Origin of the sequence: uncultured Rothia sp. (assembly GCF_916049665.1) — a bacterium.
In the GTDB taxonomy this organism is placed as follows: Bacteria; Actinomycetota; Actinomycetes; order Actinomycetales; family Micrococcaceae; genus Rothia.
This window is the reverse complement of the sequence record NZ_CAJZIE010000009.1, coordinates 1-13,136: the sequence shown is the minus strand read 5'-3', so window position 1 is coordinate 13,136 and position 13,136 is coordinate 1. Positions and strand designations below refer to the sequence as shown.

Sequence of the window (13,136 nt, the reverse complement as noted above, 5' to 3'; positions counted from 1 at the left end):
TTTGCGTACAGCGCTCGCCGTTGGATTGTTGCCGACTCGGCTCGCGACCTGCTCTATAGGTGAGAAGCGTTAGCCTCCGAGCTACCCGCAGGCACATACTGGAAGTATGAGCCAGTCAGCTGAACACGCCAACATCCGGGTCCGCCCCGTCTTCAACACCCTGCCCAGCTACGCGGCAGGCAAGCCGCCCGCACCCGTCGAAGGCCTCACCCAGTACAAGCTCTCCTCCAACGAGAACCCGCTGGGCCCCGTGCCCGAGGTTGTGCGGGTCCTCGCAGAATTTGCGACCGCGCACCGCTACCCCGACCCGCTCTCCACCGCCCTGCGCCAGAAGCTCTCCGCGCGACTGGGCGTGGATGCTGACGACATCGTCACTGGTGCCGGAAGCCTCGGGGCGCTCAATCAGATTCTCAAAACCTTCGCCGGCGTAAACGCCGACGGCGTGCAGGATGAAGTCATCTACGCCTGGCGTTCCTTCGAGGCGTACCCGATCCTTGTCGGCATTATGGGCGCTCGCAGCGTGCAGGTACCGAACCTGCCCAACGGCGCGCACGACCTGGACGCCATGGCGGCAGCTATCACCGACCGCACCCGCCTGATTCTGGTCTGCACCCCCAACAACCCGACCGGCCCCGCCGTCACCGAGAGCCAGATTCGCGCGTTCCTGGCGAAGGTGCCCGCCCACATTCCCGTGGTGATTGATGAGGCGTACTTCGAGTTCTGCGCCGCATCCACCGTGCCGGAAGGTGAAGAAGCCCCGCTGAACGGCCTGGACATCTACCGCGACTACGAGAACGTCATCATTCTGCGCACCTTCTCCAAGGCGCAGGGCCTGGCTGGTCTGCGCGTGGGCTACTCGATTTCACACCCGCAGATTACGCAGCATCTGCGCGTGGCGGCGACCCCGTTCGCGGTGACGGCGCTGGCGGAGGCGGCGGCTATCGCCTCCATCGAGCATGAGGATGCGGTGATGGAGCGTGTGAGCCACCTGGTCTCTGAGCGTGAGCGTGTGACCGCCCGCCTGCGCGATCTGGGGTACGAGTTCCCGAGCACTTACGCGAACTTTGTGTGGCTACCGCTGGGGGAGCGTACTGGTGAGTTCGTGCAGCTGATGGGTGAGCATGCGCTGTCGGTGCGTGCGTTTGGTACCGAGGGCGTGCGCGTGAGCATTGGCGAGGTGGAGGCGAACGACCGTTTCCTCTCGCTCTGCGAGGTCTTCGCGAAGGGGCTCTAGAGCCTCTTATGAAGGGGCTTGGGTGATGACCCGACCATAATTGAACAATGTACTATTTTCCCTAGTCGAGGTTCGTTTAGGCTTTTCAAATGGTTCTCGCGTGGGAAAAATGGTGGCTCGAAAAAGTGCTTAATAGCTAAACTAAACCTCCTATATATTCTAGAAAAAGAATATATAGGAGGTTTAATTTAATGATGTTCAAATAGTGAATGACAGGGCACAATACACTGCGTTATCAGCATAACTGCCGCGAGATAAAGCCAGAAAGAGTAGACTGGTAACTATATATGCCCAGACCCTCACAGGCCTGCCGGAACACCTCAAACTCTGCACCATCAGGTGAACGTTGAGACTAAAACCCGGGCCGCTGAGGGCCAAGCCCTCGTCACGTGTGGAGGTTAGATGCACGAGAACGACAAGTACCCCGGAGTGCCCGAACGCATCCAGCTCATGGATGAAAACGGCACCGTACACGAACACCCCACCTACAGCCGGTACATCGAAGACGTCAACGCAGACACCCTGCGCGAGGCATACCGCCTCATGTACACCACCCGCCGATTCGACGACGAGGCAACCGCCCTGCAGCGCCAGGGCCAGCTCGCCCTCTGGGTGCCCAGCCGAGGTCAGGAAGCTGCGCAGATTGGCTCCGCACTCGCCTACGCACCCAACGACTACATCTTCCCGTCCTACCGTGAGCACGCCGTCGCCCTGGCGCGCGGCGTGGATTTCCGCGACCTGATTACCATCTTCCGCGGCTCCACCACCCACGGCTGGGACATGAAGGCGCACAACTTCCACACCTACACCAAGGTGCTCGCCGCCCAGACCCTGCACGCCGTCGGCTACGCCATGGGTCTGAACTTCGACGCCGACATCGAGGCTGAAACTGGCACCCGCCCCACCGGTCAGGGTCAGGCAACCGACCCCGCCGAAGATACCCAGAAGCCTGCCGTGGCGGTCTACTTTGGTGACGGCTCCTCCACCGAGGGTGACGCGCACGAGTCCATGGTCTTCGCTGCTTCCTATAACGCACCGGTGCTTTTCTTTGTGCAGAACAACCGCTGGGCTATCTCCGTGCCCTTCGAGGTGCAGTCCCGCGTGCCGGTGTCCACCCGCGCCGCAGGCTACGGCTTCGAAGGTATCCGCGTGGACGGCAACGATGTCCTCGCCGTGCTTGCCGCAACCCGCTACGCCATGGAAAAGATTCGCGCTGGCGAAGGCCCCGTGCTGATTGAGGCTGAGACCTACCGCCTCGGCCCGCACACCACCGCGGACGACCCCACCAAGTACCGTACCGACGCCGATCTTGAGGGCCCGCTGCACCGCGACCCCATGATCCGCCTCGAGAAGTACCTGCGCGATAACGGCTACGCTGATGATGCCTTCTTTGCTGAGGTTGCAGAAGTCGCCCAGCAGATTGCATCCGGTGTGCGTGAGGCTGTTCTCAGCTCGGAACCTGCCGACTTTGAGCGTTTCTTTGACCGCGTCTACGCGCAGGAGCACCAGCAGGTGGAGGACGACCGCGAGTTCTACCGTAACTATGTTGCAGGCTTTGAGGAGGAGTAAGCATGAGCGAGAAAATTGAACGTTTGACCCTCGCCAAGGCCATCACCCGCGGCCTGGAAGACGCCATGGAGGCCGACCGAACCGTCGTCATGCTCGGTGAGGATATCGGCAAGCTCGGCGGCGTGTACCGTGTGACCGAGGGCCTGCAGGCGCGCTTCGGCAACCGTCGCGTCATGGATTCGCCCCTAGGTGAGTCCGGCATTATCGGCACCTCCATCGGTATGGCGCTGCGTGGCTACCGTCCCGTGCCGGAGATTCAGTTCGACGGCTTCGTGTTCCCCGCGTACAACCAGATCACGAGCCAGCTGGCGAAGATCCACAACCGCACTGATAAGCAGTACACGGTGCCGGTGACCATCCGTATTCCGTACGGTGGCGTGATTGGTTCGGTGGAGCACCACTCCGAGTCCCCGGAGGCACTGTTCGCCCACACCGCGGGCCTGCGCATTGTGACTCCCTCGACCCCGCATGAGGCGTACTGGATGACCCGCAAGGCGATTGAGTGCCCGGACCCGGTCATTATTTTTGAGCCGAAGCGCCGCTACTGGCTCAAGGGCGAAGTGGACTTTAGCGACACTTCCTTTGACCCGTTCAGCGCCCAGGTGGTGCGTGAGGGTACGGACGCGACCATCGTTGCGTACGGCCCGCTGGTGCCGGTCGCTCTGGCTGCCGCGGAGGCTGCCGTTGAGGATGGTCGTTCGATTGAGGTTATTGACCTGCGCTCGATTTCGCCGCTGGATGTGCCGACTGTTGCCGCTTCGGTGGCGAAGACCGGCCGTCTGATTATCGCGCACGAGGCACCGACTTTCGGTGGTATGGGTGGCGAGCTGGCTGCGGCCATTACGGAGCGTTGCTTCTACAGCCTGCAGGCGCCGGTGATTCGCGTGGGCGGCTACTACATGCCGTACCCGGTCTCGCGTGTTGAAGAAGAGTACGTGCCCGATATTGACCGTATTCTTGAGGCGGTTGACCGCGCTTTTGACTACTAGGCATGCCCTGATCTGACGTATCAGCGTGTTGCGCTATGGCGGGTTGTAAGCCCGCACAGAATATTCCGTATAGGGTATATGCCCTAGTGAGAGGTAAAAATGTCCCAGATTTTCCCGCTCCCTGACGTGGGTGAAGGCCTGACCGAAGCAGAAATCCTCAGCTGGAAGGTAGCCGTCGGCACCGAGGTCGCCATCAACGACGTCCTCGTCGAAATTGAGACCGCTAAGAGCGTCGTGGAACTGCCCTCGCCCTTCGCCGGCACCGTCGAGGCGCTGCTCGTTGCCGAAGGTGAAACCGTTGAGGTGGGCACCCCGATTATCAGTATCTCCGGTGGCGACAGCGCCCCCGCGGCACCGGTTGCACCCGCCGCGGCAGAGGCTGAATCCGGCGCCGCACTGGTTGGCTCCGGCCCCAAGGCGGATGCGGTGAAGCGCCGCGCCCGCAAGCGCCCCGCCTCCGCAACTCAGCCCGCGCAGGCTCCCGCGGCACCGGTAGCGCCTACCGTTCAGGCGCCTGTGGCGCACACCCCCGCCGACCCGGTGAACCGAAACCAGGGCTTGCTGAGCGAGCTGGCTGAGCGTGCCTCCCGCTTTGTGGAGAACAGTCCGCTGAACTCGGTGGTGCAGCGTCTGTCGCACGAGCCCGCTGCTGCGGCACCCGCTGCGGCTCCGGCACCGACCCTGCCGCCCGAGCAGGTTCCGCACCGCCCGACCCTGGCACCGCCTCCGGTGCGTCTTGCCGCAAAGGAGCTGGGTGTTGACCTGGCGAACGTGACCGCTACCGGTGCGCGCGGCCAGGTGACCAAGCAGGACCTCATGAACTATGTGGCGCACATGAGCGATGTGCAGCATAGCGGCGCCCGCCAGCCGTTCTGGCAGCCCGCGACCACTCCGGGTGACCGCATCGAGCGCATCCCGGTTCGTGGTGTGCGTAAGGCGACCGCGAAGGCGATGGTTTCTTCGGCGTTTAGCGCCCCGCACGTGTCCATCTTCGTGGACGTTGACGCCTCCCGCACCATGGAGTTCGTGAAGCGCCTGAAGCGCTCCCGCCACTTTGAGGGCGTGAAGGTCACCCCGCTGCTGGTGCTCGCTGCCGCAGTCATTTGGGCTGCCGAGCGTAACCCGCAGGTCAACGCAACCTGGACCGATAGCGAAATTCAGATTAAGCACTTCATGAACCTGGGTATTGCTGCGGCGACCCCGCGCGGTCTGATGGTTCCGAACATTAAGGACGCTCAGGAGCTGTCCCTGCGTGAGCTGGCGGTTGCGCTGAACAACCTGACTACTCGCGCCCGTGAGGGTAAGACTCAGCCCGCTGAGATGGCGAACGGCACCCTGACCATTACGAACATTGGTTCGCTGGGCATTGATACGGGTACCCCGATTATCAACCCGGGTGAGGTTGCGATTGTTGCCTTCGGTACGATCAAGCAGAAGCCGTGGGTGGTTGATGGTGAGGTTATTCCTCGCTGGGTGACGACCCTGGGTGGCTCGTTCGACCACCGCGTGGTGGATGGCGACCTGTCGGCTCGTTTCATGGCTGATGTGGCTGCAATTCTTGAGGAGCCTGCACTGCTGCTGGACCACTAGGCGGCACATTTTAGCTAGTCAGCGTCTTATTGTTGGGTAGCTGAGGCCGTTTAGGATCCAGATTTAGATACAGAAAACCTCCGGTACCTTGCGTAAGGTACCGGAGGTTTTTTGTCTTCTCTAACGCCGAGGCACAGGCGCTGAGAAGCCTAGGCGTCCTCGCGTGCCACCTGGTCGCTCGGGTACTTGTCCACGCGGCGGTGGTACAGACGTCCGCAGAGGCCGCCGAGGATAGCGCCGAGGAAGCTCAACGCCAGAACCAGCAGAACCGCCAGCAGACCGTTCGCGAAATCACCCGCAATCAGCTTCTGCAGGGACAGGGACGCAACACCGTTCTGGAACAGCTGAGGCGCCAGGAAAGTCGCCAAGGAGCCGAGGATGAGCGCCATAATCTGCCAGAGCCACACGGCGATACCCTGCTTAGCGCCAGCGAATCGTGCCATACGACCCGCCGCGTAGCCGCCCACCAGGTAGGCGAAGAAAATGAGCACGCTCAGCGCCACTGCGACCGGCACGGCGTTCGATGCGCCGCTGAAGAGACGGGAGACCACCGAGGCGTACTCGATGGACTCGCTCTGACCGGTCAGGGTCAGCCACGACTGGATGCCCCAGAGTCCGCCATCCATGATGGAGGTGGCGACCAGCCAGCCGAGCAGGCCGGGGAGCACGTGCATGCGCGAGTAGCGGTTCTTCTGCATCTGCAGGGCGGTTGCGGCGGTGAGGACGGGCTCTGCGCCCGCCGCGCCTGCGGTACCTGCGGGGGTGGGGATGACGAAGTGGTCATCATCCGCGGGGTCAGTCTGCGGGGCGCTGGGTGCCGCATGGGCGTTGCCGGGTGCGGGCACCTCGTAACTTGCCGCTACGGTCGGTGCGGTAGCGGGGGCGGTGGAAGCGCTACCGCGCACGTTGTCGGCGCTGGGGGCTGCGGGCTTGTCGAGCCAGCTGAGGTTATCGGTAGCGGGTTCGCCCAGGTTAGCGCCGTTATGCGCACCGCTGTTTGCCCCTGCCGAGGCTTGGGTGGAGGCGCCTCCGGTAACAATCGGCTGGGTTGCGGTAGCCGCCTCGGTGAGGGGGCGGGTCGCATCCTGCGAGGACTGCGCGGAAGAGGCCGCCTCGCGCGCCTTTTCGTGCGCGCGGCGCGCCGCGTTCAGGTCCTCATCGGTCAGGACCACCGTGGGGTCGTCGGAGGAGAAAGCCGCCTCCCACAGGTCACTTTCGGTAGGTGTAGATGCCGGGGCAGAGGAAGACGCCGCGGCGGCAGGGCGCTGCTGCGGGGTGTTGTTCTGTGAGTTCATTAAATCCTTTGGATTCTAGTCCTGGGCGCTGATTTAGCGGTTGCGGTCAGCGTAGAAGGCGCGTGCTTCTTCCAGGGCTTCTGCGGAGTAGGTGTGCGGGTACGCCGGGCGTTCGTTCTCGTCCAGGGTACGAATCACGCGGCCGGGGTTGCCCATCACGAGGGAGTTAGCCGGGACGTCCTTGGTGACGACGGTGCCTGCACCAATCACGGAGTTCTTGCCGATGGTCACGCCGCCCAGAATAATAGCGCCGCCGCCAATCCAGACGTTGTCTTCAACGGTAATGGGCTTGCCACCTTCCCAGTATGCGGCGCGGTCAACGGGGTTGAGCGGGTGGGTGGGGGTGAGGAACTGTACGTTGTTGCCGACGAGGACGGTGGAGCCGATGCGGATCGGGCAGACGTCCAGGAATACGCAACCGAAGTTGAAGAAGGAGCCGTCGCCAATGTAGGTGTTCACGCCGTAGTCGAAGCGCGCGCCGGGGCGGATGTGGGAGTGCTCGCCCAGGTGGCCGAGGTGTTCACGGTAGACGTGCATTGCCTGTGCCTGCTCGCCGCGTGCGTAGTGTTCTTCGGCGAGGATGGTTGCAGCGTGGATGCGCTTGTACTGCGCGGAGCATTCGGCGTCGGGCATGTAGGCGGCGCCGGAGATCATGCGGTTGAAGATGTCGCCGTTGGGGCGCTGCGGGGTGCGCATTAGTGGGCTCCTCCCAGAAGGTAAGCAAGTGCGATGATGGCCATTCCGAACAGGATGACGACTCCTCCGGCGATGGCGAATCGTTTGGAAATTTCGCGGAGGAGCTTCTTGAACTGTTCGTCAGTGATGTCTTGCTGTCGTTTACTCATGCTTTAAGTATCCCAGAGTTGCTGGGTTCTGCCTTAGTGTTTTGGTGTTTATTGCGGTATCTGGGGCGGGCGTACCATGTGATTTTCAGCGTGGAAAGAAACGGTGCTGAGTTGAAGCCTGCGGGGGCGGGAAGGCACAATCATTGCATGACTGAGGCTCAGAAGAACACGAACCTGCAGGATGCGGCGGCTCCTGCATCCCCCGCTGGCGCATCCGCTGGCGCATCGGCTGGTGCACACCCGTTGGCGCATCGCCCCTGGTTGAAGAATTATTCTTCGTGGACTGCCCGCGATATTGAGCTGCCCGAAACCTCGCTGAGCCACCTCATTGACGAGGCGGTCCGCACCGTACCCCACAAGGTGGCGCTGGAGTTCTTTGGCGCGACCACCACCTACGCTGAGCTGGGCAATCAGATTGAGCGTGCGGCGGAGGGCCTGCGCGTAGCGGGTGTGCAGCCGGGCGACCGTGTGGCGCTGATTCTGCCGAACTGCCCTCAGCATATTGCGGCGTTTTACGCGATTCTGCGTCTGGGCGCGATTGTGGTGGAGCATAACCCTCTGTACACGGGCGCGGAGTTGCGCCACATGTTTGAGGATCACGGCGCGAAGGTCGCGATTGTGTGGGATAAGATCGCTTCGCATATTACGGGTCTTCCGGCTGATATCCGCCCGAACCATATTTATTCGGTGAACATGATTTCTGCGATGCCTGCGCTGATGCGTACCGCGCTGAAGCTGCCGCTGAAGAGTGCGCGTGCTTCGCGTGAGAAGCTGACTGGTCCCGCTCCGGGTACGGTGCTGTGGGCTCAGCTGGTGAAGAGTGAGCGTATTGATCCTGCGCATCGCCGCCCGACCGCGCACGATATTGCGTTGCTGCAGTACACCTCGGGTACGACCGGCCTGCCCAAGGGCGTGATGCTTACGCACCGCAACCTGGAGTCGAACGGCCGCATGGGTGAGGCGTGGATTAACCCGGGCGATGACGAGGTCATTTACTCGGTTCTGCCGCTGTTCCACGCGTACGGCATGACCCTGGGCGTGACGATTGCGTCGCTGTGCCGTGCCCGTCTGGTGCTGTTCCCGACCGTGGACATGGACCTGATTTTGAAGGCGATGAAGAAGACCCGCCCGACCATTCTGCCTGCGGTTCCGCCGGTGTACCGCCGCCTGATGGATGAGGCGAAGAAGCGCGGTGTGTCCCTGGAGGGTATCCGTTACGCGGTGTCTGGCGCGATGAACCTGCCGCCTGAGCTGGTTGCCGAGTGGGAGGAAGCCTCCGGCGGTTTCATGGTGGAAGGCTACGGCCTGACCGAGTGTGCGCCGCTGGTGTCCTGCAACCCTCTGAATGACACTCGTCGTGCCGGTTTCATTGGTGTTCCGTTCCCCTCCACCGATATTCGCGTGGTGGACCCGGAAACCGGCGAGGACGTGCCCGAGGGTGAAGAGGGCGAACTGTGGGTGAAGGGTCCCCAGCGTTTTGCAGGCTACTGGAAGCGTGAAGACGAGACCGCGAAGACCATCACCCCCGATGGTTGGTTGCGTACCGGCGATATTGTGCGCCTGGACGAGGACTACTTCATCCAGATTGTTGACCGCATCAAGGAGGTCATTATTACCGGTGGTTTCAACGTCTCCCCGACGGAGGTTGAGGTCGCCCTCAAACAGCACGACATGGTCGCGGATGCGGCAGTCGTCGGTATTCCGCTGCCCGCCGGTGGCGAGATGGTCGTTGCCGCCGTGGTGCCCGCCCCGGGACGTGTGGTGCAGGAGCATACCCTGCGTGAGCACTGCTACTCGAAGGTGACCCGCTATAAGGTTCCGCGCCGCATCGTGGTGGTGGATGATTTGCCTCGTTCGATGCTGGGTAAGGTTCTGCGCCGTAAGGTGCGTGAGCAGCTGATTGCTTCGGGTGAGTTTGACCAGTAGGCGTTAGCGGCTCGCTGATTGCCCGTTTTATGAACGCCGGCTTGGGTTTTTGTACCCTTGCCGGCGTTTTGTGTGCGCCTGAATACACCGTCAATGACGCTTTGTGACCTGGAAATAATCACCGCATGACGAAATATGACAAAATATGACGACCTTGACGTTCTGTGTCTCATGAATAGCTCTTAACTTCCACACCCGCCCCCGCGCGTGCTGTAATTGTCCCATCATCATTCCCATCGGACGTGCTAATACCAACGTCAGCACCCGGTGGAACGCATCATCATTCAACAGAAAGATTCATAGCCGTGAAGAAGTTTGCTGCTGCACTCGCAGTTGTCCCCATGGTCTTTGGCCTGGCAGCCTGCGGTTCCACCAACTCCTCCTCTTCCTCCTCTTCCGCATCCAAGAAGGTCACCATCGGTGTGGTTGGCTCTGAGAAGTTCAACAAGACCCTGAAGGAAGAAGCTAAGAAGCAGGGTATCGACATTGAGTACAAGGAGTTCAGCGCTTACACCGAGCCGAACCCCGCACTGGACGCCGGTGACATCGACATGAACCGCTTCCAGCACATCGCGTACCTGTCTAACTACAACGTGAGCGCTAAAAAGGACCTGCAGATTGTCGGCCCGACCGTCATCTACCCGATGGCTCTGTTCTCCAAGAAGCACTCCAAGCTGGCTGACATCCCCCAGGGCGGCGAGATCGTTATCCCGAACGACACCGTGAACGAAGCACGCGCACTGAAGCTGCTGAAGACCAACGGTCTGGTTACCTTCAAGAACGCTGACGTTGACGCACCCACCATCGACGACGTTGACACCGCTAACTCCAAGGTGAAGGTCACCCCCGTCGACGCAACCCAGACCGTGGTTGGCATGGAGTCCGCTGACGGCGCAGTCGTCAACAACGACTTCCTCAAGGATGCAGGCCTGAAGCCCGCAGACGCACTGGCTCAGGACGACCCCAAGACCGACCCCTCGGCAATCAAGTACGTGAACCTCTTCGTTGCTCAGAAGGACAAGGCTGACGACGAGACCTACAAGAAGATTGTTGAACTCTTCCACTCCAAGGCCGTCATGGACGTCGTTCAGGAAGAGACCCGCGGCACCGCTGTTGAGGTCAACGTGAGCACCGACGAGCTGCGTCAGTCCCTGGCTAACGAAGAAGCCAAGCTGCGCGCCAAGAAGTAATCTTCTCAATACACGCCTCCTCTAGGCATACGCAAAGGCGGTAAGTCTAAGAACCCGATGCGGGTCACGACAGGCTTACCGTCCTTTGCGTAACGGCGTTAAGGCCCTTTAGCGCCCCAACCACGACATTTACGGATACATATTTATGAGTGAACTGGCACAGAGCTTCGGCGATAGCACCTCGCCCATGGTGGTTCTGGACGGAGTCTCCAAGGTCTTCGGCAACGGCCCCAAGGCAGTAGTTGCTGTCGACAACGTCTCCCTCACCATTAACCGCGGTGAAATCTTTGCAATTATCGGCTACTCCGGCGCCGGTAAGTCCACCCTGGTCCGCCTCATTAACGGCCTGGAAACCACCACCAGTGGCACCCTGACCGTTGGCGGCTTCGAAATTTCCGGCAAGCGCGACTCCGAACTGCGCGAAGCACGCACCAACATCGGCATGATCTTCCAGCAGTTCAACCTGATGAACTCCCGCACCGTGCTCGGTAACGTTGAGTTCCCCCTGAAGATTGCCGGCTGGTCTAAGAAGGACCGCCGCGCCCGCGCCCTGGAAATGCTCGAGTTCGTGGGCCTTGCCGACCGTGCAGGCCACTACCCGAACCAGCTTTCGGGCGGTCAGAAGCAGCGTGTGGGTATTGCCCGTGCGCTCGCGACCAACCCCGCACTGCTGCTGGCGGACGAGTCCACCAGCGCGCTGGATCCGGAAACCACTCATGAAGTGCTTGCGCTCCTTAAGCGTGTGAACCGTGAACTGGGTGTGACCGTCGTGGTGATTACCCACGAGATGGACGTGGTCTCCAGCATCGCTGACCGTGTGGCGGTCATGGAGTCCGGCCGCGTGGTCGAGCAGGGCAACGTCTACGACGTCTTCTCCAACCCGCAGACCGACGTGGCGAAGCTGTTCGTGGCAACCACCGTCAAGCTTGCCCCCACCGGCAAGGAGGCGGCTGAGCTGCGCGCGAACCACAAGGGTTACCTCATCAACGTTGAAATCGTGGAGGGTAACCAGGAGCTCGGTAAGGTGCTGTCTTACCTGGGTGCCCGTAACGTCCGCTTCAACATTGTGGGCGGCGGTATTGAGACTCTGCAGGGCAAGGCGTACGGTACCCTCACCCTGGAACTTCTCGGCGAAATCACCAGCATTGATGCCGCTGTTGCTGAACTGAAGACCGTTGCCCGCGTGCAGGAGGTGCGCTAAATGTTTGCTACTACTCTTCCGCTGGCTGCGTCTAAGACTGACTGGTCTGAGTTCCTGCCCGAGAAGCTACTCCCGGCTATTGGCGACACCTTCTACATGGTGTCTATCACCATGCTGTGTGCCGGTCTGGTCGGCCTGATTGTGGGTGCTCTGCTGTACACCACTCGTGCAGGTAATATTTTCCAGAACCGCTTCGTGTACACGATCCTGAACATTCTGGTGAACGTGATTCGCCCGATTCCGTTCATTATCCTGATTGCGGCGCTGGGCCCGCTGACGAGCGCCGTGGTGGGTACCCGCCTGGGCGTGAACGCTGCGGTCTTCGCGATGAGCTTCGGCGCTGCGTTCGCTATTGCCCGTATCGTGGAGCAGAACATGGTCTCCATTGATCCGGGCGTGATTGAGGCGGCGCGCGCGATGGGCGCTTCGAAGCTGACCATCCTGTTCACCGTGATGATTCCCGAGGCGCTTGGCCCGCTGATCCTGGGTTACACCTTCCTCGTTATTGGCGTGGTGGATATGTCCGCTATGGCCGGTTACGTGGGTGCCGGTGGTCTGGGTAAGATCGCGATTGTGGACGGCTACCAGCGCTTCAACGATGAGATTACCTGGGCTGTTGTGGCGATTATTATCGTCCTGGTTCAGCTGGTTCAGTTCATCGGTAACTTCCTGGCGAAGAAGGTTATGCGCCGCTAAGCTCGTACCCCTATAGGTACAGCAGATAAAGCATAGAAGACCCCCGGTCTGCTCCTTGAGGAGCGGGCCGGGGGTCTTTCTTCATACCGGGGGAGGAGATGCTATTCGCTTAGCCCTGCGCCACCTCCAGGTACATATCCGGGGCAGGCTTACCGGTGGGAACGTCGTTGCTGCTGACCCAGGTGCGCACCAGCGAAAAAAGCATACGCACGTAGGAAAGAAGAAGAGAGGTGGGTGAAAGTAGCAGGGGAAGTGAAGACTGTTTACCGCTGTATCTGCGATAAGAACCTAGAAATGTGTAAGGCAGAGGAGCATCTGAAGTGCATTAAGACGACTTAGGATGCAAGTTTGCTGAGGAGAGAGAACGGGCTGGGAGCTTTAGCAGCTAAATACTATAGTTTGTAGTGGTGCAAATTATTATTGAATTATTACTAAAATAATTTTGACTCCCATTTTGCTGATTGATATCATAAAAGTGTTCCGGTTCACATCAAGCTAGAGATATCATTAACAGCTATTGTCGGAGCCGGTATAGAAGGACGTGGAATCGCGTTCTACGCAGATTGGGGTATACCACCGCTGAAAGCAAAAATTGAATAAA

General features: G+C 60.5%; 11 protein-coding genes. 8 read left to right on the top strand and 3 right to left on the bottom strand.

What is annotated here, in order from left to right:
- Window positions 1-106: 106 nt before the first annotated feature.
- From QZ540_RS01570 to QZ540_RS01555, 4 genes are all read left to right on the top strand, one after another.
- Window positions 107-1,234, top strand: coding sequence for a histidinol-phosphate transaminase (locus QZ540_RS01570; RefSeq protein ID WP_294627212.1), 1,128 nt, complete (start codon window positions 107-109; stop codon window positions 1,232-1,234).
- Between the two features lie 402 nt (window positions 1,235-1,636).
- The gene (locus QZ540_RS01565) at window positions 1,637-2,803 is read left to right on the top strand and encodes a thiamine pyrophosphate-dependent enzyme (protein WP_294627210.1); all 1,167 of its coding nucleotides are present in this window, start codon (window positions 1,637-1,639) and stop codon (window positions 2,801-2,803) included.
- Between the two features lie 2 nt (window positions 2,804-2,805).
- On the top strand, window positions 2,806-3,792 hold the full coding sequence (locus QZ540_RS01560; RefSeq protein WP_294627208.1) for an alpha-ketoacid dehydrogenase subunit beta: 987 nt from the start codon (window positions 2,806-2,808) through the stop codon (window positions 3,790-3,792).
- A 99-nt stretch (window positions 3,793-3,891) separates the two neighbouring features.
- Entirely contained in the window at window positions 3,892-5,382 is a 1,491-nt protein-coding gene (locus QZ540_RS01555; protein WP_294627206.1) for a dihydrolipoamide acetyltransferase family protein, read from the top strand.
- A gap of 149 nt (window positions 5,383-5,531) precedes the next feature.
- Here QZ540_RS01555 and QZ540_RS01550 read toward each other — a convergent pair whose 3' ends face one another.
- The 3 genes from QZ540_RS01550 to QZ540_RS01540 are packed head-to-tail and all read right to left on the bottom strand — an operon-like array spanning window position 5,532 to window position 7,522.
- Entirely contained in the window at window positions 5,532-6,677 is a 1,146-nt protein-coding gene (locus tag QZ540_RS01550; RefSeq protein ID WP_294627204.1) for a hypothetical protein, read from the bottom strand.
- A gap of 33 nt (window positions 6,678-6,710) precedes the next feature.
- Window positions 6,711-7,373 carry a sugar O-acetyltransferase gene (locus QZ540_RS01545; protein WP_294627202.1) on the bottom strand — a complete coding sequence of 221 codons (663 nt, stop codon included), beginning with the start codon at window positions 7,371-7,373 and terminating at the stop codon, window positions 6,711-6,713.
- Complete coding sequence (locus tag QZ540_RS01540; RefSeq protein ID WP_005504480.1) at window positions 7,373-7,522, bottom strand: hypothetical protein; 150 nt, start codon at window positions 7,520-7,522, stop codon at window positions 7,373-7,375. The genes QZ540_RS01545 and QZ540_RS01540 overlap by 1 nt, the downstream gene beginning before the upstream one ends.
- Window positions 7,523-7,669: 147 nt before the next feature.
- Between QZ540_RS01540 and QZ540_RS01535 the strand changes: the two genes are divergently transcribed.
- The 4 genes from QZ540_RS01535 (at window position 7,670) to QZ540_RS01520 (ending at window position 12,535) form a co-directional block, all read left to right on the top strand.
- Window positions 7,670-9,448 (top strand): long-chain-fatty-acid--CoA ligase, encoded by a 1,779-nt coding sequence (locus QZ540_RS01535; protein WP_294627200.1) that lies wholly within the window; start codon window positions 7,670-7,672, stop codon window positions 9,446-9,448.
- Between the two features lie 305 nt (window positions 9,449-9,753).
- Window positions 9,754-10,638 (top strand): MetQ/NlpA family ABC transporter substrate-binding protein, encoded by an 885-nt coding sequence (locus QZ540_RS01530; RefSeq protein WP_294627198.1) that lies wholly within the window; start codon window positions 9,754-9,756, stop codon window positions 10,636-10,638.
- Between the two features lie 145 nt (window positions 10,639-10,783).
- Window positions 10,784-11,839: a methionine ABC transporter ATP-binding protein gene (locus QZ540_RS01525; RefSeq protein ID WP_070846715.1), complete on the top strand. Its 1,056-nt coding sequence runs from the start codon at window positions 10,784-10,786 to the stop codon at window positions 11,837-11,839.
- Window positions 11,840-12,535: a methionine ABC transporter permease gene (locus QZ540_RS01520; RefSeq protein ID WP_294627196.1), complete on the top strand. Its 696-nt coding sequence runs from the start codon at window positions 11,840-11,842 to the stop codon at window positions 12,533-12,535.
- The last annotated feature ends 601 nt before the right edge of the window (window positions 12,536-13,136 follow it).